The sequence below is a fragment of the Chelatococcus daeguensis genome (genome assembly GCF_001887265.1).
In the GTDB taxonomy this organism is placed as follows: Bacteria; Pseudomonadota; Alphaproteobacteria; order Rhizobiales; family Beijerinckiaceae; genus Chelatococcus_A; species Chelatococcus_A sambhunathii.
Window position 1 is genome coordinate 2,909,922 of the sequence record NZ_CP018095.1, and the last position, 21,496, is coordinate 2,931,417.

Annotated in this window: 23 protein-coding genes and 1 other RNA gene; 6 read left to right on the plus strand and 18 right to left on the minus strand. The window is 68.4% G+C overall.

What is annotated here, in order from left to right; genetic code table 11:
* The first annotated feature begins 36 nt into the window (after positions 1–36).
* Positions 37–924: a branched-chain amino acid aminotransferase gene (locus tag BOQ54_RS13790; RefSeq protein ID WP_055457638.1), complete on the plus strand. Its 888-nt coding sequence runs from the start codon at positions 37–39 to the stop codon at positions 922–924.
* Positions 925–1,093: 169 nt separating this feature from the next.
* Here the strand turns inward: BOQ54_RS13790 and BOQ54_RS13795 are convergent, their stop codons facing one another.
* The 8 genes from BOQ54_RS13795 to BOQ54_RS13830 form a co-directional block, all read right to left on the minus strand.
* Positions 1,094–1,573 carry a molybdenum cofactor biosynthesis protein MoaE gene (locus BOQ54_RS13795; RefSeq protein WP_071924104.1) on the minus strand — a complete coding sequence of 160 codons (480 nt, stop codon included), beginning with the start codon at positions 1,571–1,573 and terminating at the stop codon, positions 1,094–1,096.
* A 4-nt stretch (positions 1,574–1,577) separates the two neighbouring features.
* The gene (moaD, locus tag BOQ54_RS13800) at positions 1,578–1,829 is read right to left on the minus strand and encodes a molybdopterin converting factor subunit 1 (RefSeq protein WP_055457640.1); all 252 of its coding nucleotides are present in this window, start codon (positions 1,827–1,829) and stop codon (positions 1,578–1,580) included.
* The gene (gene pgsA, locus BOQ54_RS13805) at positions 1,826–2,434 is read right to left on the minus strand and encodes a CDP-diacylglycerol--glycerol-3-phosphate 3-phosphatidyltransferase (protein ID WP_055457641.1); all 609 of its coding nucleotides are present in this window, start codon (positions 2,432–2,434) and stop codon (positions 1,826–1,828) included. The genes moaD and pgsA overlap by 4 nt, the downstream gene beginning before the upstream one ends.
* A 48-nt stretch (positions 2,435–2,482) precedes the next feature.
* Positions 2,483–4,588 (minus strand): excinuclease ABC subunit UvrC, encoded by a 2,106-nt coding sequence (uvrC, locus tag BOQ54_RS13810; protein ID WP_071924512.1) that lies wholly within the window; start codon positions 4,586–4,588, stop codon positions 2,483–2,485.
* Positions 4,589–4,648: 60 nt separating this feature from the next.
* The gene (locus tag BOQ54_RS13815) at positions 4,649–5,224 is read right to left on the minus strand and encodes a VUT family protein (protein ID WP_055457643.1); all 576 of its coding nucleotides are present in this window, start codon (positions 5,222–5,224) and stop codon (positions 4,649–4,651) included.
* Positions 5,221–5,955 (minus strand): 7-cyano-7-deazaguanine synthase QueC, encoded by a 735-nt coding sequence (gene queC / locus BOQ54_RS13820; protein WP_071924105.1) that lies wholly within the window; start codon positions 5,953–5,955, stop codon positions 5,221–5,223. Before queC ends, BOQ54_RS13815 begins: the two co-directional genes overlap by 4 nt.
* Before the next feature lie 8 nt (positions 5,956–5,963).
* Positions 5,964–6,908 carry a ribose-phosphate pyrophosphokinase gene (locus BOQ54_RS13825; RefSeq protein WP_055457645.1) on the minus strand — a complete coding sequence of 315 codons (945 nt, stop codon included), beginning with the start codon at positions 6,906–6,908 and terminating at the stop codon, positions 5,964–5,966.
* Positions 6,909–7,114: 206 nt separating this feature from the next.
* The gene (locus BOQ54_RS13830; RefSeq protein ID WP_063190056.1) at positions 7,115–8,266 is read right to left on the minus strand and encodes a M24 family metallopeptidase; all 1,152 of its coding nucleotides are present in this window, start codon (positions 8,264–8,266) and stop codon (positions 7,115–7,117) included.
* A 160-nt stretch (positions 8,267–8,426) separates the two neighbouring features.
* On the opposite strand from BOQ54_RS13830, the gene BOQ54_RS13835 reads away from it, so the two are divergent.
* The 4 genes from BOQ54_RS13835 (at position 8,427) to ychF (ending at position 13,162) form a co-directional block, all read left to right on the plus strand.
* A complete protein-coding gene (locus tag BOQ54_RS13835) occupies positions 8,427–10,505 on the plus strand; it encodes a mechanosensitive ion channel family protein (RefSeq protein ID WP_186437986.1) in 2,079 nt (692 codons plus the stop codon).
* A 165-nt stretch (positions 10,506–10,670) separates the two neighbouring features.
* Positions 10,671–11,291, plus strand: coding sequence for a 50S ribosomal protein L25/general stress protein Ctc (locus tag BOQ54_RS13840; protein WP_055457648.1), 621 nt, complete (start codon positions 10,671–10,673; stop codon positions 11,289–11,291).
* A 155-nt stretch (positions 11,292–11,446) separates the two neighbouring features.
* Positions 11,447–12,061: an aminoacyl-tRNA hydrolase gene (gene pth / locus BOQ54_RS13845; protein WP_055457649.1), complete on the plus strand. Its 615-nt coding sequence runs from the start codon at positions 11,447–11,449 to the stop codon at positions 12,059–12,061.
* A gap of 3 nt (positions 12,062–12,064) precedes the next feature.
* On the plus strand, positions 12,065–13,162 hold the full coding sequence (gene ychF / locus BOQ54_RS13850) for a redox-regulated ATPase YchF (RefSeq protein ID WP_071924107.1): 1,098 nt from the start codon (positions 12,065–12,067) through the stop codon (positions 13,160–13,162).
* Positions 13,163–13,294: 132 nt separating this feature from the next.
* Here the strand turns inward: ychF and BOQ54_RS13855 are convergent, their stop codons facing one another.
* Both BOQ54_RS13855 and ybgC read right to left on the minus strand, forming a co-directional pair.
* Positions 13,295–13,948, minus strand: a complete 654-nt coding sequence (locus tag BOQ54_RS13855) for a TetR/AcrR family transcriptional regulator (RefSeq protein WP_055457651.1) — start codon at positions 13,946–13,948, stop codon at positions 13,295–13,297.
* Positions 13,949–14,001: 53 nt separating this feature from the next.
* Entirely contained in the window at positions 14,002–14,457 is a 456-nt protein-coding gene (gene ybgC / locus BOQ54_RS13860; protein ID WP_055457913.1) for a tol-pal system-associated acyl-CoA thioesterase, read from the minus strand.
* A gap of 164 nt (positions 14,458–14,621) precedes the next feature.
* On the opposite strand from ybgC, the gene BOQ54_RS13865 reads away from it, so the two are divergent.
* Positions 14,622–15,059, plus strand: coding sequence for an EamA family transporter (locus tag BOQ54_RS13865; protein ID WP_063190122.1), 438 nt, complete (start codon positions 14,622–14,624; stop codon positions 15,057–15,059).
* A 3-nt stretch (positions 15,060–15,062) separates the two neighbouring features.
* Here BOQ54_RS13865 and ruvB read toward each other — a convergent pair whose 3' ends face one another.
* The 8 genes from ruvB to ssrS form a co-directional block, all read right to left on the minus strand.
* Positions 15,063–16,103 carry a Holliday junction branch migration DNA helicase RuvB gene (gene ruvB / locus BOQ54_RS13870; RefSeq protein WP_055457652.1) on the minus strand — a complete coding sequence of 347 codons (1,041 nt, stop codon included), beginning with the start codon at positions 16,101–16,103 and terminating at the stop codon, positions 15,063–15,065.
* Between the two features lie 548 nt (positions 16,104–16,651).
* Complete coding sequence (gene ruvA / locus BOQ54_RS13875) at positions 16,652–17,269, minus strand: Holliday junction branch migration protein RuvA (protein WP_055457653.1); 618 nt, start codon at positions 17,267–17,269, stop codon at positions 16,652–16,654.
* Between the two features lie 31 nt (positions 17,270–17,300).
* Positions 17,301–17,813: a crossover junction endodeoxyribonuclease RuvC gene (gene ruvC, locus BOQ54_RS13880; protein WP_019404024.1), complete on the minus strand. Its 513-nt coding sequence runs from the start codon at positions 17,811–17,813 to the stop codon at positions 17,301–17,303.
* A 42-nt stretch (positions 17,814–17,855) separates the two neighbouring features.
* On the minus strand, positions 17,856–18,812 hold the full coding sequence (locus BOQ54_RS13885) for a DMT family transporter (protein ID WP_055457654.1): 957 nt from the start codon (positions 18,810–18,812) through the stop codon (positions 17,856–17,858).
* A 114-nt stretch (positions 18,813–18,926) separates the two neighbouring features.
* Positions 18,927–19,673: a YebC/PmpR family DNA-binding transcriptional regulator gene (locus BOQ54_RS13890; protein WP_055457655.1), complete on the minus strand. Its 747-nt coding sequence runs from the start codon at positions 19,671–19,673 to the stop codon at positions 18,927–18,929.
* A 127-nt stretch (positions 19,674–19,800) separates the two neighbouring features.
* On the minus strand, positions 19,801–20,622 hold the full coding sequence (locus BOQ54_RS13895; RefSeq protein WP_055457656.1) for a TIGR00282 family metallophosphoesterase: 822 nt from the start codon (positions 20,620–20,622) through the stop codon (positions 19,801–19,803).
* 44 nt (positions 20,623–20,666) lie between these two features.
* Positions 20,667–21,263, minus strand: coding sequence for a 5-formyltetrahydrofolate cyclo-ligase (locus BOQ54_RS13900; RefSeq protein ID WP_055457657.1), 597 nt, complete (start codon positions 21,261–21,263; stop codon positions 20,667–20,669).
* Between the two features lie 33 nt (positions 21,264–21,296).
* Positions 21,297–21,453: non-coding RNA, 6S RNA (gene ssrS / locus BOQ54_RS13905), on the minus strand.
* Positions 21,454–21,496: the final 43 nt, after the last annotated feature.

The following is a 21,496-nucleotide window of genomic DNA, read 5'->3' on the forward strand; positions in this document are numbered from 1 at the left end:
ACCGAAGGCGGACGAGGTCGTGAGGAGAATCTCCCAATGTCAGTCATTCCGTTCGATCAGCGTGAAGGTGTCATCTGGTTCGATGGCAAGCTCGTCCCTTGGCAGGACGCGACGCTGCACGTACTCTCCCACGGCCTGCACTATGCCTCCTGCGTGTTCGAGGGCGAGCGCGCCTATGGCGGCGCTATTTTCAAGTCTACCGAGCACTCGCAGCGCCTGAAGAAGTCGGCGGAATACCTCGATTTCGAGATCCCGTTCTCGGTCGAGGAGATCGACGCCGCCAAGCGCCTGGTGCTGGAGAAGAACGGTCAGGTCGACGCTTATGTGCGCCCGGTCGCCTGGCGCGGCTCGGAGATGATGGGCGTCTCGGCCCAGCACAATAAGATCCACCTCGCCATCGCCACCTGGGAATGGCCGAGCTATTTCGACCCGGCCCAGCGCCTCAAGGGCATCCGGCTCGACATGGCCGAGTTCCGCCGCCCGGATCCGGCGACGATCCCGTGCAAGTCCAAGGCTGCCGGCCTCTACATGATCTGCACGATCTCCAAGCACAAGGCCGAGCGCAAGGGCTATGCCGACGCCCTGATGCTCGACTGGCGCGGCCAGGTCGCCGAGTGCACGGGCGCCAACGTCTTCTTCGTGAAGGACGGTGCGCTGCACACGCCGACACCGGACTGCTTCCTCGACGGCATCACCCGCCGCACGGTCATCGACCTCGCCAAGCGCCGCGGCTTCGAGGTCGTCGAGCGCGCCATCCTGCCGGGCGAGCTCGAGGGCTTCTCGGAGTGTTTCATCACCGGCACCGCCGCCGAGGTGACGCCGGTCGCCGAGATTGGCCCCTACACCTTCGTGCCCGGCGCCATCACCAAGGCCCTGCTCGATGACTACATGGCCGAGGTGCAGCCGAAGGCCCGGGCGGCGTGAGGTATGGCGGCGGGTGCCTCCCGGCGCCCGCCCGCCTTTTGCGATGAACGATATCCAGCGCCATGGCCGGGCTTGTCCCGCCATCTACTTCTGAACGCGGCGCTTGCCTGTTGAAGGCGTGGATGCCCGCAGCAGGCGCGGGCGTGACGCGCCGGGATACGCTGTTCCCTCACTCCCAGCGCGTCGTCGCCTCGTCGTCCTCCTGCCGCGGCGCCACCCAGCCGCCGCTGGTGCCGTCGGCGAGATGCTCCTTCTTCCAGAAGGGCGCGCGGGTCTTCAGGTAGTCCATCAGGAACGACGCCGCCTCGAAGGCCGCCTGCCGGTGAGCCGAGGCGGTGACGACGAGCACGATGTTCTCGCCGGGGCGGATGAGGCCGTAGCGGTGGATGACGCAAAGGCCCTTCAGCGGCCAGCGCCGCTCCGCCTCCGCGGCCACGCGCGCGATCTCCTCCTCCGCCATGCCGGGATAATGCTCGAGCTCGAGCGCCGCGAGGCGCCCGCCGTCGTTCCGGCACACGCCGGTGAAGGTGACGATGGCGCCAATGTCATGAGGGCCGGTCTCCCGGGCACCCGCATCCCCGCCGGCCTGCAGCGCCGCCACTTCCGCCGCGACATCGAAATCGGCCGACTGGACGCGGATATCGGCCATGGTGTCAGCCGCCTGTCATGGGCGGGAAGAAGGCGATCTCGCCCGCTCCCGCGATGGGCGCATCGGGCCTGACGTGGCGCCGGTCGATGGCCGCGCGCACGATATCCGGCTCGGCGAAGGCATGGGCATATTCCTCGCCCCTGCCCCTGAGCCAGCCGGCGAGTTCGGCGACCGTGCGCACCTCGTCCGGTGGCGTCACGGTTTCCTCGGTCTTGCCGATCCGCTCGCGCACCCACGCGAAATAGACGATTTTCATGACCGCCGCGCGTCCTCCTCGAGGAGATGCTTGATCCCGGCCTTCATATAGTCCCACCCGGTGTAGAGCGTCAGCACCGCGGCGAGCCACAGGAGCACGATGCCGATCACGATCGTGCCGGGCAATACACGCTCCCCGGCCGGACCGGCCACGAGAAAGCCGATGGAAAGGAGCTGGAACGTCGTCTTCCACTTGGCGACACGCGTCACCGGAACGCTGACGCGCAGTTCCGCCAGGAATTCGCGCAGACCCGAAACGAGGATCTCGCGGCACAGGATGATGATGGCCGCCCACATGCTCCAACCGCGGATGGTCCCGTCCGAGGCGAGCATGAGGAGGCACGCCGCCACGAGGAGCTTGTCGGCGATGGGGTCGAGCATGCGCCCAAGCGCCGATTGCTGCGACCAGGCGCGCGCCAGCCACCCGTCGAGATAATCCGTCACAGCCGCTGCGATATAGAGGCCAAGCGCGATCCAGCGCGTCCACAGGTCCTCCGGCCAGAAGAGGCAGACGACCACCGCCGGCACGGCCGCGATGCGACCATAGGTCAGGAGATTCGGCAGGCTCAGCGCGCCATTCCGGCGCGTGGTGGCAGTCTCACTCATCGGGCGCGAGCAAACCTTTTCTGTTGCGGTGCGTCAACCTCGGGCAGTCTATCGCCCATCCGTCTCGTGGAAGAAATCATAGACGAGTCGCGCTGTGGCGGCATTGATCCCGGGCACGCGCTGCAGGTCGTCGAGCGAGGCGCGCGAGACCGCCTTCGCCGTGCCGAAGTGGTGCAGCAGCGCCCGCTTGCGCGCCGGGCCGACGCCGGCGATCTCGTCGAGCGGATTGCGGCCGATGTCGCGCCTGCGCCTGGCCCGGTGCGTGCCAATGGCGAAGCGGTGCGCCTCATCGCGCAGACGCTGGATGAAATAGAGGGCCGGATCGCGCGGCGGCAGACGGAAGGGCTCGCGTCCGGGGATGACGAAGGTCTCGCGACCGGCATCGCGATCCGCTCCCTTGGCGACACCGACGAGCGGCACGTCCGTGATGCCGAGTTCGGCGAGCACCTGGCGCGCGGCCTCGATCTGGCCCTTGCCGCCGTCGATGAGCACGAGATCCGGCCAGGCGGGAAAGGCTCCGTCCCCGTCCCCGTCCGTTTCCGGCGGGAGGTCCGGAAGGCCATCGGCACCTCGTTTCTCCGCCGAGCGGGAGGGATCGGACGCGATATCCGCCTGCGACATGTCGCGCGCCTCCTCCGGCCTCACCCGCGGCGCCTCCTTCAGCAACCGCGCGAACCGCCGCTGCATCACCTCGCGCATCATGCCGTAGTCGTCGCCGGGCGTGAGGTCCTGCGAGCGGATGTTGAAGGTGCGGTAGTGGCTCTTCATGAACCCGTCCGCGCCCGCGACGATCATGGCGCCGACGGCGTTTGTGCCGGAGATGTGCGAGTTGTCGTAGACCTCGATGCGCCGCGGCGCCTCGGCAAGGCCGAGCGCCTCGCCCACCGCGGCGAGCAGCTTGCGCTGCGAGCTCGTGTCGGCCAGGCGCCGGCCGAGGGCCTCGCGCGCGTTCTGCGCCGCGTGCGCCACAAGGTCGCGCTTCTCGCCGCGTTTCGGCGCCGCGATCTCGACGCGCTGGCCGGCGCGGGCCGACAGGGCTTCCACGAGCAGATCGCGCTCGGCCGGCTCGTGCGAGACGAGTACGAGCCGCGGGCACGGCTTGTCGTCGTAGAACTGGGCAATGAAGGAGGTCAGCACCTCCTCCGGCGGCAAGCTCTTGTCGGCCTTCGGAAAATAGGCGCGGTTGCCCCAGTTCTGGTGATTGCGGAAGAAGAAGACCTGCACGCAGAACTGCCCGGCCTGTTCATCGAGCGCGAAGACGTCCGCCTCTTCCACGCCCTGCGGGTTGATGTCCTGGCTCGTCTGCACGGCCGACAGCGCCGCGAGACGGTCGCGGTAGCGCGCCGCTCTCTCGAATTCGAGCGCCTCGGAAGCCGCCTGCATCTCGCCTGCCAGCATCTGCTTCACCGCGCTGGAGCGGCCGGAGAGGAATCCGCGCGCCTCCTCGACGAGATGGCCGTAATCCGCGAGCGAGATTTCCCCGGTGCAGGGCGCGGCGCAGCGCTTGATCTGGAACAGCAGGCACGGGCGCGTGCGGTTCTCGTAATAGCTGTCGGTGCAGGTGCGCAGAAGGAAGGCGCGCTGCAGGGCGTTGACGGTGCGCGTCACGGCGCCCGCATTGGCGAAGGGGCCGTAGTAATTGCCCTTGCGCGTGCGGGCGCCACGGTGCTTGACGAGTTGCGGCGCCTCATGGTCGCCGGTGATGAGAATGTAGGGGAAGGACTTGTCGTCGCGTAACAGCACATTGTAGCGCGGCCGCAACTGCTTGATGAGATTGGCCTCGAGCAGTAACGCCTCGGTCTCCGTCTGCGTGGTGACGAATTCCATGGCCGCCGTCTCGGCGATCATCCGCATGGTGCGATGCCCGCCGTGGCCGATGCCGCGCATGTAGTTGGCGACGCGCTTCTTGAGGCTGCGCGCCTTGCCGACATAGAGCACGTCGCCCGAGGCGTCGATCATGCGATAGACGCCGGGGCTGTTGGGCAATGTCTTCCAAAAGTCGCGGATGACCTCCGCGCCAGCGCGCACGGAAGCCGGCGCATCGGCGACGAGATGCTCGATCTCGCGCAGTTCGCCGCCATTCTCGCCCGTCTCCGCCGGGACGTCCTCGCCCTGCCGCGCGGGGGCTCTTCCGCTCTTCGAGTCGTCCGCCATCATGGCGATGAGGTGACGCCGTGCGGACGGAAGGTCAAGAGGCCGGCGCGGGATGCAGCATCACGCCGGCGCGAGGCCGATCCGGGCGTCGCGCTGGCGCAGCCAGTGGATGAAGGGCACGGCGAGAAGCACCATCCATGCCTTGCCGATGACCTGGCCGGCGAAGAAGTCAAGGCTGCCGAAGGCGAGTTGCAGGAAGACGGCGCTGTCGACCACGAGGCCGACGACGCTCGACAGCACGACCGCCGTCACGAAGCGCTTGCGCTGCAGCGGCGTATAGACGGCGAAATCGGCCAGTTCCGACAGGAGGAAGGCCGCGGCAGACGCTATGACTATGGCCTGCGGCGCAAGCAGGGCCGAGAGCGCCGTGCCGACGACGATCGCTCCGAGCGCGGCCTTGGCGCCCAGGCGCCGCTGCACGATGTCGCGCGCGACGAGCGCAAGGCCGATCATCAGCACGCCACTCGGCGCCATGATGCCGGGTGCAACCGGGATGAGGCACGGCCCCTCCGGCACGCAGACCGTGCCGGCATTGCCGATGAGCCAGTTGGCGGCGGGGATGGTGAGGCCGAAGACGAGGAGGGCGAGGATGCCCTCGAACTGTTTCTGCCGGATCTTGTCGGTCGTCGGGTTCATGGTCCGTCGTTGTCTTCCGTGTTGCGCCCGGTGCGCCATTTCGCCCAGCCGGCGGCGCGCAACTCGCAGGCCGGGCAGGTGCCGCAGCCATAGCCCCAGTCGTGGCGGCGCGAGCGCTCGCCAAGGTAGCACGTGTGCGTCTCCTCGACGACGAGGGCGAGGAAATCCGCGCCGCCCAGCCGCTCGGCGAGCGCGAAGGTCTCCGCCTTGTCGCGCCACATCAGCGGCGTGTGCAGCACGAAGCGGCTGTCGGTGCCGAGATTGATGGCGACCTGCATCGCCTTGATTGTGTCGTCGCGGCAGTCAGGATAGCCGGAGTAATCCGTCTCGCACACGCCGAGCACGATGTGGCGCGTCCCGCGCCGATAGGCGAGCGCCGCCGCGAAAGTGAGGAAGATGAGGTTGCGGCCGGGGACGAAGGTCGTCGGCAGGCCGTTCTCGCCCGTCGCGATCGCGACCTCGCGCGTCATCGCCGTGTCGGAGATGGCGCCGAGCGCGGCAAGCGGCACGACATGGTCGCGGCCGAGCCGCCTCTCCCCCATCGCGCCCGGCCGGGCAAGGCGCTCGCGGATCACCCCGCGGCAGGTCAGCTCCACCGCATGGCGCTGGCCGTAGTCGAAGCCGATCGTTTCCACATGGGCGAAGCGCTCAAGCGCCCAGCCGAGGCAGACGGTGGAATCCTGCCCGCCGGAAAAGAGGACGAGGGCCTTGTCGTCGGCGAGCTCGGGCATCGCACCGATCAGTCGAACAGGCTGGAGACGCTCGATTCCGTCGCCGTGCGGCCGATGGCCTCGCCGATGAGCGGGGCGATGGTGATGACGCGGATGTTCGGCGCCACCTTCACGGCCTCGGTCGGCTGGATGGAATCGGTGATGACGAGTTGCTTGAGGCGCGAGGACGAGATGCGCGCCACGGCCCCGCCGGAGAGCACGCCATGCGTGCAATAGGCGTAGACCTCGCGCGCGCCCTTGGCGAGCAGCGCGTCGGCGGCGTTGCACAGCGTGCCGCCGGAATCGATGATATCGTCGACGAGAATGCAGGAACGACCCTCGACATTGCCGATGATGTTCATCACCTCCGACTCGCCCGGCCGCTCGCGGCGCTTGTCGACGATGGCAAGCGGTGCGTCGATCCGCTTGGCGAGCGCGCGGGCGCGCACCACGCCGCCGACGTCCGGCGAGACCACCATGACATTGGCGAGGTCCATGTGTTCGCGGATGTCGCGCACCATCACCGGCGCGCCATAGAGGTTGTCGGTCGGGATGTCGAAGAAGCCCTGGATCTGCCCGGCGTGCAGGTCGAGCGTCAGCACACGGTCGGCGCCGGCGCGAGTGATGAGGTTGGCGACGAGCTTGGCCGAGATCGGCGTGCGCGGGCCGGGCTTGCGGTCCTGCCGGGCATAGCCGAAATAGGGCAGCACGGCCGTGATGCGGCGGGCGGAGGAGCGGCGCAGCGCATCGATGATGATGAGCAGCTCCATCAGGTGGTCGTTGGCCGGGAACGAGGTCGACTGGATGACGAAGACATCCTCGCCGCGTACGTTCTCCTGAATCTCGACGAACACCTCCATGTCGGCGAAGCGCTTGACCTGGCAGGTCGCGAGCGGCACCTCGAGATAGTTCGAGATGGCCTCGGCGAGCGGACGGTTCGAATTGCCCGCGACGAGCTTGATCGAGGGTTTCATCCAGCGCGTTCCCGTATGTTGAGCGGAGCTGTGGAACTAGAGCCTGGCCGTCTGCCACGGGTCGCGCTGTCACAACCCGGACATATTGGTCTGCGCGGCTCTTATCAGCGATGGCGCGGGTGAACAATAGCACTTGTGCTGCAGCGCGGCATCTGGATGGCCGGCATGCCCCTCCCCGCTAGTGGCAAGAGGGTTCCAGGCCTTGCTCAACACAGCACGAGATCGAGTGAGGGCAGGTTCAGCGCGTCGGGCGCACCCTCCGTCACGAGATAGGTGCGGCCGAGGCACATGGCGGTCCCGCTTTGCGAATCCATCAGGATCATGTGCGCGAACATCACCATGCCCGGCACCAGCGGCCAGTCGTTATCCTCGTAGAACATCGGCCAGTCCATCCACGACGGGGTGAACTTGGCGCCCAGCGAATAGCCGCAGGCGTTGAGGCGGTGGCCGGCGAGCCCCGCCGCGTCCAGTGCCTTGGCATGGGCTGTGAAGACGTCCCCCGCCGTCTTGCCCGGCCGCATAGCCGCCTCGCAGGCGAGCAACGCCTCCTGCGCCGCTCGGTGATAGGTGAGATGCTCGGGCCGCGGGTCGCCGATGACGAGCGTGCGCATGGCCGCGACGTGGTAGTGCCGGTAGACGCCGGCGAATTCGAGCGTCAGCTGGTCGCGCGGATCGAGCACGCGCCGGCCGCTCTTGTAGCGGCACAGCAGGGCCTCGCGTCCGGAGCCGATGATGAACTCGTTGGCGGGATAGTCGCCACCGCCGCGGAAGATCGCCGCGTGCTGGGCGGCGAGGATCTCGCCCTCGTCGGCCCCGGCCCGCGTCAGGGCGATGGCCGCCCGGTCGGCCTCATCCGCGAGCACCGCCGCCCGACGCACATAGGCGAGTTCCTCCTGCGACTTCACCGCCCTCAGGCGCGTGACGACGAGCGAGGCATCCGTGAGCTGCGCAAGGCCATCGAAGGCGGCGTCGAGCCTGCGGCCGTTGGCGGCGACGAGGCCGTAGGATTCGTATTCGACGCCGATGCGTTTGCCGGCGAGGCCCTTCTCGGCCGCGATGGCGCCGAGCTCGCCCGCCGGGTCGGCGTCCCGGCCGTCCCTCCAGATGCGGATGTCCTCGATATTCGACGTCAGCTCCGCCTGCCGCAGATCGGCGGAGCGGGTGAGAAGCACGATGTCGCCGCCGGCCGTAACGAGAAGGCTCTGGAAGAAGCAGAAGCCGAAGGTGTCGTAGCCGGTCAGCCAGTACATCGATTCCTGCTGGAACAGGAGGAGCCCGTCGAGCTTCTCCCGTTCCATCGCGGCAAGCAGGCTTTCCTTGCGGCGGGCGAATTCGGCTGGCGAGAAATGCAGGGCCATGCGGGTTCCTCATGGGTGGACCGGCGGATGCAATCCACTCATCAATGCCAGCTTCGGACCCGCCCCGTCGAGGCCGCACGGCGCTTTCCGCAGTAAGAATTCCTTGTCTTCTGCGCGCTACAGACATCATCCTGAAGCAACTGATGCGTCGGGGACGGGAATGCGTGCAGCGGCAGGGCTCGGATCGGGGTTGATCGCCGGCAACGCCGCCGATGCGCACGCAGGCCCCCTGACCGGCGGCCATGAAGGCTTCATCGACGCGCTGGCCATGCACATCGGCCAGGCGGGGCGCGCCCTATGGGACGTGCTCGTTGCGACGCCACAGATCCCCTCCGCCTTTGCCGACGTGTGGGATGTCATGACGGCCGACGTCCCCGAGGCCGGCACGCTCCTCGCCCACGCCGTCGTCATCGGCGTCGCGGTGCTCTTCGTTCCCACGCTGGTGCGCCGCCTTGCCGGGGGTGCAGAGATTCATGCGGATGACGACGGGCGAGCACGGCTCAAGAAGGCCGTGCGTCGGCTCGTCGTCGATGCGGCCGGCCTCATCGTCATGGTTGCTATCACGGCATTGCTGGCGCGGCTGTTCCTGCGCGGCGACACGCCGGTGCATGGGCTTGCCGTTGCGATCGTCGGGGCGGCCGTGCGCTGGCGGCTGGCCATGCTGCTGCCGCTCACCCTCCTGCGCCCTCAGGAGCCGCAGTTGCGCCTCGTGGCGGTCGGAGAGGACCGGGTGCGCGCCGTACTCGTCGGCGCCGGCGCGACGCTCGCCATCCTTCTTGTCTTCTACACGCTCATGCCGGTCTTCGTCCGCGCCGGCATCGCGCGCCCGCCGGCACAGGCCCTTGGCGTGATCGTCGGCACGCTCGCCGCCACAGCCGCAGGCATGACGCTCGCTCGTTTCTTCGCGCACGCCGCCGAGGCGCCGCGTGCCGTCGTCATTGCCGCCGGTGCAATCGTCGTCCTCGTCTGGGTGGCGTGGATCTACGGCATCGTCGCGCTCGACTTCGACCTCTATCACGCCGCTGCCTTCTCGGCGCTGCTCGCCCTTGTCGTGGCGACGCTCGACCGCTTCCTCGCCTATGCCATCGCCTGCTGCCACCCACAGGAGGCTCCGGAGACGACCGAAGCCGAGGAGCCCTCGGCCGAGCTCGCCCTCGTGGCGGATGCGGAGGCAGCGGATGCAGCCGTGCCTGACCCCGGGTCGCCATATCTCCTGCAGATCCTGATCACGGCGCGCCGCATCGTGATCGCTGTTGCCATAACTGCCCTCGCGACCTTCTTCGTCCGGCTCTGGGTGGTCGAGATCCTCGCGCTCGTCAGCCAGGAACTCTGGTACGCCTGGCGCGAGGCGCTCCTGACGGCGGTCGGCATTCTCGTCGTCGGCTACATCTTGTTCGAGCTGCTGCGCGGCTGGGCCCGCCTCAAGTTCGCCCCGCGGACGCACGGATCGGCGGACGATCACGACGCCGCCGGCCTGCCGCGGCCGGCGGGGCGGCTCGCCTCGGTCCTGCCGCTGCTCGAAGGCTTCGTCGGCGCGCTCATCGTCGCCACCGCCATCCTCGTCGCCCTGTCGCATCTCGGCGTCAACATCGGCCCGATCCTCGCCGGCGCCGGCATCTTCGGCCTCGCTTTCAGCTTCGGCTCGCAGGCGCTGGTGCGCGATATCGTCTCCGGCATCTTCTATCTTGCAGACGACGCCTTCCGCGTCGGCGAATACATCCAGGCCGGCAGCCACAAGGGCATGGTCGAGCGCATCTCGGTGCGCTCGCTGCGCATCCGCCACCAGAACGGGCAGTTCCACACCATTCCCTACGGCCAGCTCGGCGCCGTGACCAACTTCAGCCGCGACTGGGCGACGGTGAAGTTCAACCTGCGCCTCGCCCGCGATGCCGACGTGGAACAGGCGCGAAAGATTGCCAAGAAGATCGGCCAGGACCTCCTGACCCACGAGGAATATGGCAAGGATTTCATCGGCCCCGTGAAGATGCAGGGCGTCGCCGACGTGCAGGAGAACGCCCTCGTCTGCCGCTTCAAGTTCACCGTCAAGCCGGGCCGGCAGGCCCTCATCCAGCGCGAGGCCGTCAAGCGCCTGTTCAAGGGCTTCACCGACGCCGGCATCCGCTTCGCCTCCAATGCGGTCGTCGTGCAGGGCGGCGACGGCCGGAGCGACACCTCCGCCGCCGCGGCAGCCGACCTGTCGCGCCATCTGGCCGAGGAGCGGGCGCAGGCGCAGGGCTGACGCCCGGCCACGCAGCGTTGCAAAATCGAGGACTTGCTGCTAAAGGCAACGCGCGCCCGCCAGACACCCCTGGAGGCACGGGTGCGCCACACATGTTCTGTTGAACGTGAATGGCCGTGCGCGAGCACGGCCGTTTCTGTTCCGTGACCACAAAGGATCGAAGCCATGTCCGCTGTCAAGCAGCTCAAGGCCTCGGCTCGCGAGCGGGTCGGCAAGGGGGCCGCCCGTGCCGTTCGCCGTCAGGGCCGTGTTCCCGCAGTCATCTACGGTCTCGGCGAAGCGCCGCAGCCGATCGCGCTCGACTTCAACGAGACGAAGCGCCTGATCTTCTCCGGCGGTTTCCTCACCACCGTTTTCGAGATCGACGTCGACGGCAGCAAGACCCGCGCCATTCCGCGCGACTTTCAGCTCGATCCGGTGAAGGACACGCCCCTCCACGTCGACTTCCTGCGCGTGACGCGCGATGCCACCGTCAACGTCGAAGTGCCTGTGCACTTCCTGAACCAGGAAGCTTCGCCCGGCCTCAAGCGTGGCGGCACGCTCAACGTCGTACGCCACACGGTCGAGCTCATCGTGCCGGTCGATGCCATCCCCGATGCGATCGACATCGACCTCACGGGCCGGGAGATCGGCGATTCCATTCACATCTCGGCCGTCAAGCTGCCGGCCGGCGTCACCCCCGTGATCCAGGACCGCGACTTCACCATCGCGACCGTGGTCGCGCCGTCCAAGCTCGTCGCCGAGACGGCCGAGGAAGCTGCTGCCGGCGAGACCGAAGAGAAGTAATTTTCCCCAAGAGCGGGGCGGGCCTCTTCGTCCGCCCTGTCTGCCTCTCCCTGGGCACCGCCCGAGGATCGAGCCCGGTGCATGCTGGCCGCGCTGGCCGGCCGCGCCGGGTTTCGGGAGCACCATGTGCTTCCTTCCGTTCACGGGGCTTCGCCATGCTGCTGTTCGTCGGGCTCGGCAATCCGGGCGCGCGCTATGCGCACAATCGGCACAACATCGGCTTCATGGCCGTCGACGAGATCGCCCGCCGGCACAATGCCGGCCCGTGGCGCCGTCGCTTCCAGAGCGAGGTGGCGGAGGCCGTCGTCGGCGGCGAACGCCTTCTGCTCATGAAGCCCCAGACCTACATGAACGAATCGGGCCGTGCGGTTGGCGAGGCGCAGCGCTTCTTCAAGGTCGCCCTCGCGGATATCGTCGTCTTCCACGACGAGCTCGACCTTGCACCGGCCAGGCTGCGCATCAAGACGGGCGGCGGCATCGCCGGGCACAACGGCCTGCGGTCGATTTCCGCCCACGTCGGCAACGACTATCGCCGGGTGCGCCTGGGCATCGGTCACCCCGGCGACAAGGCGCTCGTGCACACCTATGTGCTCAGCGATTTCGCCAAGGCGGAGGAGCCCTGGGTCGAGGATCTCACGGGCGCGGTGGCAGAGTTTGCGGCGCTCCTTGCCAGGGGCGAGGACGCCAGTTTCCAGAACAAGGTGCATCTGGCCATGGATGCGCGAGGTTGGGGCGACGTGAAGCGCCCGGGCGAACGCGCCGGAGGATAGGTGATGGGTTTCAAGTGCGGCATCGTCGGCCTGCCGAACGTAGGCAAGTCGACGCTCTTCAACGCGCTCACGCAGACGGCGGCGGCCCAGGCGGCCAACTATCCCTTCTGCACCATCGAGCCGAATGTTGGCGAGGTCGCGGTCCCGGACCCGCGCCTCACGACACTCGCCGGGATCGCAGGCTCGGCTCAGATCATCCCGACGCGGCTCACCTTCGTCGACATCGCCGGCCTGGTGCGCGGCGCCTCGAAGGGCGAGGGCCTCGGCAACCAGTTCCTCGCCAACATCCGGGAGGTTGACGCCATCGCCCATGTGGTACGCTGCTTCGAGGACGGCGACGTCACACACGTCGAGGGCAAGATCGACCCCATCGCCGACATCGAAACCATCGAGACCGAGCTTATGCTCGCCGATCTCGACAGCCTCGAAAAGCGCGTCACCGCCCTCGAGAAGAAGGCCCGCGGCGGCGACAAGGAGGCGAAGGAATCCCTCGACCTCATCTCGCGCGCCCTCACCCTGCTGCGCGCCGGCAAGCCGGCCCGGCTCGTCGAGCGCAAACCGGAGGAGGAGCGCGCCTTCGGCATGCTCGGCCTGCTGACGTCGAAGCCCGTCCTCTATGTATGCAATGTCGATGAGGGCTCGGCCCGCGACGGCAACGCATTCTCCGCCCGCGTCTTCGCGCGCGCCGCGGAGGAAGGGGCCAAGGCCGTCGTCGTCTCGGCCAAGATCGAGAGCGAGATCGCCGTGCTACCGGCCGAGGAGCAGGCGGACTATCTCGCCGCCATCGACCTCGAGGAGCCCGGCCTCAACCGCGTGATCCGCGCCGGCTACGAATTGCTCGGCCTCATCACCTATTTCACGGTAGGGCCCAAGGAGGCGCGCGCCTGGACCATCACCCGCGGCACGCGGGCACCGCAGGCCGCCGGCGTCATCCATACCGACTTCGAGAAGGGCTTCATCCGCGCCGAAACCATCGCCTATGCCGACTATGTGGCGCTGAAGGGCGAGGCCGGGGCGCGCGATGCCGGCAAGCTGCGCCTTGAAGGCAAGGACTATCAGGTCGCCGACGGCGATGTTCTGCACTTCCGCTTCGCGACCTGAGGTTTTGGTCGGACGAATGGCGAACCGCCAGTGCCACGCGCAACCATTGGCCGGGCGCAGGCGGAGCAGCCCGGGTGCCGACGCAAGAACCTCATGAGCATCCGGGACCGGCAGCCACTTTCCCCTCGCCTGCTATCGATCGGTCTCCACCGGGGCGCCGATGCCGAGCCCCTGAAGGTAAACGAGCATCCCCGCCTCCAGTAGTTCCTCGGGCGTCATGGGCAGCGCGCGCCGTCCGGCGTCACCGCGAGCGAACAGGGACGCGATACCGTGCGACATTGCCCAGATATGCAGGGCCATCATCAGGGCCGGCGGCCGCTTGCCGGCAGGCACGGTGGCGACGAGCGCGTCCGCCGCATTGCGCAGCACCAGGAAGGCCCGCTCGGCGGCGAGCCTCAGCTCCGGGCTGGTATCGAGCGAGACGCCGGCCTCGAACATGGCGGAATAATAGGCCGGCTCGTTGCGGGCAAAGGCGAGATAGGCCTTGCCGAGACGCTCGAAGGCCGTGCCCGGATCGGGCGCCCCGCTCGCCCAAGCGGCCGCGAGTTCGCCCTCGAACTGGCTGAAGCCGCGCAGCGCCACATCGGCGAGCAGTTCTTCCCGATCCCGGAAATGGCGATAGGGCGCAGCGGGACTCACGCCGGCCCAGCGCGCCGCCTCGGCAAAGGTGAAGCCGGCCGGTCCCTTCTCGGCGATGAGCTCGAGAGCGGCACGGACGAGCGTTTCCTTCAAATTCCCGTGATGATAGCCCCGGGAGCCATCCGATCCGCCGCGTTTCCAGCTCATGTGAAAAGGTCTTACATGCCTTTAAGGGCGCTGTCGATGCAATGGCTCGGCGCCTATGCCTCGCCGCCGAGAATCCTGCGCAGATGGCCCGGAATGCGCGCCGGCCGGCCGCCGGCGATGGCCGCCACGCGCACGTCGGCCGTAACGATGACTTCGTCACCACGGAGGATGCGCTGGGCGATGACGAGCGAGGCGCCACGCACCTCGTCGGTGCGCGTCTCGACCGTCAGGACGTCGTCCATGCGCGCCGGCAGGATATAGTCAATCGTCATGCGTCGCACCGCGAAGATGAGGCCTTCGCCATCGGCATGCAGATCCGACTGGGCAACGCCGGCGAGGCGCAGGAAGTCCGTGCGCCCGCGCTCCAGGAAGCGCAGGTAGTTCGCGTGATAGACGATGCCGGAGAAATCGGTGTCCTCGTAATAGACACGCACCGGCAGGATATGGGTGCGCCCCTCGAGCACGCCGGCAAGGTGCGGCCAGTGCCGGCCCGCTGTGTCAATCGTCATCACATCGTCCCTTTGCCCGTCCATCTCGTCCTTTCCATCGGCCGCTTCTCCCGCCGCACTGACCTACACATACCGGTCGTCGATTTCCATCCCCTGCCACCGGCGGAAGCCTGTGCTATCGTCGCAGCGATCCGGCCGTCGGCCGCCACATGACCGGTCCCTCGATGAAGTCCCTCATCAACAGCTGGCAACTCTGGGCTTTTCTGTCCGCCACCTTCGCGGCCCTGACGGCGGTCCTCGCCAAGGTGGGCGTGGAAGAGATCAATTCCGATTACGCGACGCTGGTGCGCACGCTCGTCATCCTCGCCGCCGCGGCGGCCATCGTCGCAGCGACCGGGCAGTGGCAGTCGCCCGTGTCGGTGCCTGGCAGGAGCTATCTCTTCCTCGTCCTCTCCGGCCTTGCGACGGCAGCCTCCTGGCTGTGCTACTTCCGTGCCCTGAAGCTGGGCGACGCCTCGCGCGTCGCACCCATCGACAAGCTCAGCGTCGTCCTCGTCGCCGTCTTCGCCGCCCTCTTCCTCAACGAGCGGCTGGCCTCGATCAACTGGCTTGGCGTCGTCCTCATCACGGCCGGCGTCGTTCTCGTCGCCTACAAGCCCTGAGCCTCAGGCCTCGTCGTCGCCGCCGAACAGGCCGAACTGCACCGTCTCGCGCTGCGGCTCCTCGAGGCCGAGGTGGCGGAAGGCGTGCGGGGTCAGGATGCGCCCGCGCGGCGTGCGCTGCACGAAGCCCTTCTGGATGAGGAAGGGCTCGATGATCTCCTCGATGGCGTCGCGCGGCTCCGACAAGGCTGCGGCGATCGTCTCGATGCCCACCGGCCCGCCGCCGAAGGAGAGCGCGATGGTCGAGAGATAGCGCCGGTCCATCAGGTCGAGCCCGGCGCCGTCGACCTCGAGCAGTTGCAGCGCCTTGTCGGCGATGGCGCGGGTGACCGTGTCGGCCCCGTCGACCACCGCGAAATCGCGCACCCGGCGCAGGAGGCGCCCGGCGATGCGCGGCGTGCCGCGGGCCCGGCGAGCGATCTCGTTGGCGCCGTCGTCGCTCATGCCGATGCCGATGACCCGCGCGCCCCGCTTCACGATGAGCTCGAGCTCCTCCACCGTATAGAACTGCAGACGGATGGGGATGCCAAAACGGTCGCGCAGCGGGGTGGTGAGCAGGCCCTGGCGCGTGGTCGCGCCGACGAGCGTGAACTTCGGCAGGTCGATCTTGACCGAGCGCGCCGCCGGCCCCTCGCCGATGATGAGGTCGAGCTGGTAGTCCTCCATCGCCGGATAGAGAATTTCTTCCACGGCCGGGTTGAGGCGGTGGATCTCGTCGATGAAGAGCACGTCGCGCTCGTCGAGATTGGTGAGCTGGGCGGCAAGGTCCCCCGCCTTGGCGATGACCGGCCCGGACGTGGAGCGGAAGTTGACGCCGAGCTCGCGGGCCACGATCTGCGCGAGCGTCGTCTTGCCGAGGCCGGGCGGGCCGACGAAGAGCACGTGGTCGAGCGCATCGCCCCGCGTCTTCGCCGCCTCGATGAAGACCGAGAGATTGGCCCGCGCCTGCGCCTGGCCGATGAACTCGCCGAGCGCGAGTGGTCTCAGCGACTGATCGGGGTCGTCGCCCCGCCGTTCGGCGGAGACCAGGCGCTGAGACGTCATTGTATGCCTCCCCAGCGCATCGGAGCGGCCGCGACCGCACGGTCGATGCCGCGCCGGTCCCTCGCCCTCCGAGCCGCCCCGATGCTGCTCCTGCAAGTCATTCGTCGTTCCCTGCGTCGGCCCCGCTCCCAGACGAGCCTATACCCCGGCCGTGACGCCGGCCAAACGGGTCGGATCGTCCGCTGCCGCCCCTCGTCACGCAACTGTTCCCTAAGGGGATGGTCATGCCCTCTCATCGCATCTCGAGTCGATATGTCCCGCTTGCGGCATTCCTGATCACCGCTGCGATCCCGGTGGCTGCCGAAGGCCGCCCCCCCACGACGTCCGAACAATGCGCTCCGTTCCGCAGCGGCGCGTGCAAGCCGCTCGCACAGCCCTTCACCGACTTTTCACCTGAATGGCAACCCGCGCCCCCGCCGCCGCCCGACCTGCTCTACGCGCCCGGCAAGAAGGCGGGCTCGCTTCCCTCTCGTGAGGACCTGCCGGCCGCCATGCGCCGGCCACCGGAGAGGAAAAGCCGCTGAGACCCGTCGCGCCCAAGCCGCCCGTCATCGCGCCAGCTCCTTCAGGCCGAGGCGGATGAGGGTGGCGGTCTGCGCCTCCTCTCCCGCCGCTTTGAGGGCCGCGGCAACGGCCGCCGCCGCCTGCGGCTGCCCGTAGCCCAGATTGACCAGAGCCGAGACGGCATCGGCCACGGGCGCCGGCGCATCGCCGTCCGTCACTGCCCCGGAAAGGCGGATGACCGCCGGATCGACCGCCCCGAACACCGGCGCCTTGTCCTTCAACTCGGCAACGAGGCGGGCGGCGAGCTTCGGCCCGACGCCAGGCGCGCGTGCGATCGCGGCCTTGTCGCCCATGCCCACCGCCGAGGCAAGGGCGCCAGGGTCGAGCACCGAGAGGATGCCGAGCGCGACGCGCGACCCTACACCCTGAACCGTCTGCAAGAGGCGGAACCATTCCCGCTCCGCGTCGCTGCGGAAGCCGTAGAGGCGGATCATGTCCTCGCGCACGATGGTCTCGATGGCGAGGGTCGCCGCCTCGCCGGCCGGCGGTAGGTTCTGCAGCGTGCGCGAGGAACAGTGCACCAGATAGCCGACGCCGTGCACGTCGAGGATGACGTGGTCCTCGCCGTAACTGTCGACGACACCCTTGAGCTTGCCGATCATGCCCGCACCCGCCTGTCGAATCGTGCCGTCATCATAGGGCAAGAGCCTTGCGCAGCGCCCGTGCCTGCCGGTGCTGGGCGTGGGTGATGGCGACCGCGAGCGCATCGGCCGCATCCGCCGTCGTCGCCACTGCCTTCGGCAGCAGCACCTTGATCATTGCCGCGATCTGGCGCTTCTCGGCATGGCCGACGCCCGTGACGGTCTTCTTGACGAGATTGGCCGCATATTCGGCGACGTCGAGGCCGGCGAGCGCCGGCACCAGCAGCGCCACGGCGCGCGCATGGCCGAGCTTCAGCGTCGCCTGCGCATCCTTGTTGACGAAGGTCTCTTCCACCGCCACCTCGTCCGGCCCGTGATCGCGCACGATGGCCGTGAGCCCGTCGTGCAATTCGCGCAGCCGCTCGGCGAGCGGCAATTCGCCGTTGGAGGTCACGCAGCCGCAGGCGACGAAGGACAGGCGCGTGCCGGCAATGTCGACGACGCCCCAGCCCATCTTGCGCAGGCCGGGGTCGATACCGAGGATGCGAATCGCGTCAACGCCCATGCCTTCGGCTTTAGCCGAACAAAGGGCGAACGGCCAGCCTCTTTACCCGCGTCGCCTGCCGACGCCCGCCAGTGCCCCGACGGCGCCGCTCGCGAAGAGGAAGCCAGCGGTGACGAGCACGAGGGCGCCGATGGCGAGCGGGGTGAGACGCTCGCCGAGGAGCAGCATGCCGCCGAAGGAGGACATGGCCGGCACGAGTGCCGAGAAGGCCGCGGCCACCGTGACGCCGAGGCGGCGCACGGCGAGCGAATAGGCCGCGATGCCGACGACGCCGGACAGGACGCCCTGCCACAGCACCTGCATTGCGAGTTCCTGCCAGGGAGCGGTGAGGAAGCCGCTGTCGCCGGACAGATACCAGATCGGCAGGAGCAGCAGGAAGGACCAGGCGTTGAGCACGGCGGCCGCCTGCCAGCCGGTCAGCCCACTCTGCCGGATGCCGAAGGTGTAGACCGCCCACAGCGCGCCACCGCAGACGAAAAGCAGGTCGCCACGCCAGCTGCCGGCGGCGTCGCCGAGGCTCGGTCCGATGATGGCTGCGACACCGGCGAGGATGAGGGCAAAGCCGACGAGATGGACGCGGGTCGCCCGCTCGCCGAACCACAGCGCGCCGAGGAGCATGACGAACATCGGCACGGTGGTCGGCATGATGGCGCCCATGTGGGCGACCGGGGCCAGGCGCGCGCCGGCCATCGCAACGAGCCCGAACGGCAGGCCGGCGCCAGCCACCATGGCGGCGATCGTCCAGGGATTGGCCTTGCGGGGCAGGAGGCCGTTGCGCAGCAAAACCGGCGCCAGCAGTAGAGACGCCACGCCGTAGCGCAGGAAGGCGAGATCGAACGGCGTCAGGCTGGTCGAGGCGCTGTGGCGCGTGGCGATCTGCCAGCCGGCCCAGATGGAGATCGCGGTGAGCGCGGCGAGGATGCCGAGGAGCCGCCCGTCACGCACGGGGGTGCGCGCCGCCGCGTTAGCATCGACCGCGCCCTCGGTATGCACCGCCATCCACGCCTCCGGAACGCCGCTGTAACAAGTGGCGCATCCATAGCCGCTGGTCGGGCGGCGCACATCGTCGCGCGGCGGGCAGCAGCCGTGCGCCGGGCGCACGGCCGCGCCCGATCAGGCGCTCAGCTTCGCCAGGAGGCTGTCGGAGATCTCGAAATTGGCGAAGACGTTCTGCACGTCGTCGTGTTCCTCGAGCGTGCCGATGAGGCGCATCAGCTTCTCGCCCGTCTCGTCGTCGACGGCGATGGTGTTCTGCGGCTTCCACACGAGCTTGGAGGCCGTCGGCTCGCCGAACTTCTCCTCGAGCGCCTTGGAGACCTCGTTGAGCGCACCCTGCTCGCAATAGACCTCGTGGCTCTCCTCGCCCGAGACCACGTCGTCGGCGCCGGCGTCGATGGCCGCTTCCAGCATGTCGTCGGCGGAAGCCACCGAGGCGGCGAAGGCGACATAGCCGACGCGATCGAACATAAAGGAGACGGCGCCCGTCTCGGCGAGGTTGCCGCCACTCTTGGTGAAGTAGGAGCGCACGTCCGAGGCGGTGCGGTTGCGGTTGTCGGTCATCGCCTCGACGATGACGGCGACGCCGCCCGGCCCGTAGCCCTCGTAGCGGATTTCCTCGTAGTTCTCGCTGTCGCCACCGCTCGCCTTCTTGATGGCGCGCTCGATGTTGTCCTTCGGCATGTTCTCCGCGCGCGCCGCCAAGATGGCCGCGCGCAGGCGCGGGTTCATGGCTGGATCGGGCAGGCCGAGCTTGGCGGCGACGGTGATCTCGCGCGCCAGCTTGGAAAAGAGCTTCGACCGCATGGCGTCCTGCTTGCCCTTGCGGTGCATGATATTCTTGAACTGCGAATGTCCGGCCATCGGTCCTCCGGCGGATGCGGGGCACCACGGGCCGCTCCCGGCCGCCCTGAGGTCGTCCCCGTCTGGAATGAGTGGGCGCCTTATAAGCCGCCTGTCGCCGAAAATAAAGGAAGCGGCGCAGCCGTGGCTATTCCCAGAAATCCGGCCCGCTCGGCGCAAGATGTGGCCCGATGCGCACATGTGCCACGCGGTGGGCAAGGCCGGTCGCATCGTCAGTCTCGACGGCGATACCGGCAAGCGTGCCCTCGCCACTCGCGGCCTCCAGCCGGCTGCCCGGCGTCTTCTCGAGGAAGCGGCGGATCGGCTCGTCCTTCTGCATGCCAAGGATGGAATCGTAGTCGCCGCACATGCCGGCGTCCGAGAGATAGCCCGTGCCCCCGGGCAGGACGCGCCCGTCGGCGGTCGGCACGTGGGTATGCGTGCCGACGACAAGGCTGGCGCGCCCGTCGACGAAGGCCGCGAGCCCCTGCTTCTCGCTCGTCGCTTCGGCATGCATGTCGATGACGACCGCGTCGCACGCCGCACCCAGGGGGCAGGCTTCCAGTTCCTGCGCCACGACGGTGAAGGGATCGTCGAGCGGATCCATGAAAAGCCGACCCATCACGTTCATCACGAGGACGCGCGCGCCATTGCGGGCCTCGACGACGGTGGCGCCGCGGCCGGGCGTGCCGCGCGGATAGTTGGCGGGGCGCAGGAGACGCGGCTGGCGCTCGATGAAGACGAGCGCCTCGCGCTGATCGAAGGAATGGTTGCCGAGGGTGATGACGTCGGCACCGGCCGCGAGCACCTCATCGCAGATCGCCTCGGTGATGCCGAAACCGCCGGCCGCGTTCTCACCGTTGATGACGACGAGGTCGAGGCTCCAGCGCTCGCGCAGGCGCGGCAGCCGCTCCACGACGGCCGTGCGCCCCGGACGGCCGACGATATCTCCGAGGAAGAGAAGGCGCATGTGAACTCCCCGATTGCGCGCGGGATGCGGATTCCATGCGGCACTCAGGCCGCCTGCGGGCGAATGACTTCGCTTTGCGTGACGACGACGTCAAGCCGCTGGTCGTGATTTTCTGCCGGCACGCTCGCGACCTCCTGGCAGGCGAGCGCCAGACCGATCGTCGTCAACGCCCCGGCTGCCGAGAGCCGGGCTATCGCCCCGTCGTAGTGGCCCTTGCCGTAGCCGATGCGATGACCAGCCCTGTCGAAGGCCGCGAGCGGCACGAGGAGGACGCGCGGCGTCACCTCCGCAGCCGTCTCCGGCGGGCCCAGGGTGCCGAAACCGGCGGGTACCAGCGGCTGCCATGGTTGCCATGCCCGGAAGAGCAGCCCTTGCGGCGAGCATACCGGCAGGGCAAGCGTGCCCCCCCGGTCGGCCAGGATCTCCAGGATGGGGCGAGGATCGATCTCGCTGCGCAGCGGCCAGTAGCCTGCCACAGGGCCCGTCAAGGGGCAGGTGAGTTCCGGCAGGGTCAGCGCGTTGTCGCGCAGGGCCTCGGCCGCCTCCAGCATCGTGTCGACGTCGAGCGCCGCCTCATCCCGCCGGGCAAGGGCGGCCCGGCGCAGCTCTTCCTTGGAGGGGGAACCGGAAAGGGCGTGCACGCGTCGACTGGCCTCGCCGGCGGATGAAGACAGTGCGGAGCCACGATGGCCGTTGGAGGATCGATCCCGGGAAACCTACAACGTAGGTGGGCGCCGTGTCGCCGAGTCCACGGACAAGGCAAGGAACAGCTCCCGTTAGGATCGATAAGGCCCCGGGGATATGTTCTCCTGACGCACCCCGCAGCACCGCGCGGCAAACATAGGCCGGCGTCGGAAAGATTGCTAGAGGCCCG

Bases quoted from the DNA above. Each gene is read 5' to 3' on its own strand.
- pgsA (WP_055457641.1), bottom strand. From the start codon at position 2,434: ATGAGTGAGACTGCCACCACGCGCCGGAATGGCGCGCTGAGCCTGCCG.
- uvrC (WP_071924512.1), bottom strand. From the start codon at position 4,588: ATGGCGGACGACTCGAAGAGCGGAAGAGCCCCCGCGCGGCAGGGCGAG.
- BOQ54_RS13825 (WP_055457645.1), bottom strand. From the start codon at position 6,908: ATGAAACCCTCGATCAAGCTCGTCGCGGGCAATTCGAACCGTCCGCTC.
- BOQ54_RS13890 (WP_055457655.1), bottom strand. From the start codon at position 19,673: ATGGCCGGACATTCGCAGTTCAAGAATATCATGCACCGCAAGGGCAAG.
- BOQ54_RS13795 (WP_071924104.1), bottom strand. From the start codon at position 1,573: ATGGCCGATATCCGCGTCCAGTCGGCCGATTTCGATGTCGCGGCGGAA.
- ruvA (WP_055457653.1), bottom strand. From the start codon at position 17,269: ATGATCGGCAAGCTCAAGGGTGTCGTCGACAGTTACGGCGAGGACCAC.
- ruvC (WP_019404024.1), bottom strand. From the start codon at position 17,813: ATGGGCGTTGACGCGATTCGCATCCTCGGTATCGACCCCGGCCTGCGC.
- pth (WP_055457649.1), top strand. From the start codon at position 11,447: ATGCTGCTGTTCGTCGGGCTCGGCAATCCGGGCGCGCGCTATGCGCAC.
- BOQ54_RS13790 (WP_055457638.1), top strand. From the start codon at position 37: ATGTCAGTCATTCCGTTCGATCAGCGTGAAGGTGTCATCTGGTTCGAT.
- BOQ54_RS13815 (WP_055457643.1), bottom strand. From the start codon at position 5,224: ATGAACCCGACGACCGACAAGATCCGGCAGAAACAGTTCGAGGGCATC.
- BOQ54_RS13865 (WP_063190122.1), top strand. From the start codon at position 14,622: ATGAAGTCCCTCATCAACAGCTGGCAACTCTGGGCTTTTCTGTCCGCC.
- BOQ54_RS13835 (WP_186437986.1), top strand. From the start codon at position 8,427: ATGCGTGCAGCGGCAGGGCTCGGATCGGGGTTGATCGCCGGCAACGCC.
- queC (WP_071924105.1), bottom strand. From the start codon at position 5,955: ATGCCCGAGCTCGCCGACGACAAGGCCCTCGTCCTCTTTTCCGGCGGG.
- ruvB (WP_055457652.1), bottom strand. From the start codon at position 16,103: ATGACGTCTCAGCGCCTGGTCTCCGCCGAACGGCGGGGCGACGACCCC.
- BOQ54_RS13885 (WP_055457654.1), bottom strand. From the start codon at position 18,812: ATGGCGGTGCATACCGAGGGCGCGGTCGATGCTAACGCGGCGGCGCGC.
- moaD (WP_055457640.1), bottom strand. From the start codon at position 1,829: ATGAAAATCGTCTATTTCGCGTGGGTGCGCGAGCGGATCGGCAAGACC.
- ychF (WP_071924107.1), top strand. From the start codon at position 12,065: ATGGGTTTCAAGTGCGGCATCGTCGGCCTGCCGAACGTAGGCAAGTCG.
- BOQ54_RS13830 (WP_063190056.1), bottom strand. From the start codon at position 8,266: ATGGCCCTGCATTTCTCGCCAGCCGAATTCGCCCGCCGCAAGGAAAGC.
- BOQ54_RS13855 (WP_055457651.1), bottom strand. From the start codon at position 13,948: ATGAGCTGGAAACGCGGCGGATCGGATGGCTCCCGGGGCTATCATCAC.
- ybgC (WP_055457913.1), bottom strand. From the start codon at position 14,457: ATGACGATTGACACAGCGGGCCGGCACTGGCCGCACCTTGCCGGCGTG.
- BOQ54_RS13895 (WP_055457656.1), bottom strand. From the start codon at position 20,622: ATGCGCCTTCTCTTCCTCGGAGATATCGTCGGCCGTCCGGGGCGCACG.
- BOQ54_RS13840 (WP_055457648.1), top strand. From the start codon at position 10,671: ATGTCCGCTGTCAAGCAGCTCAAGGCCTCGGCTCGCGAGCGGGTCGGC.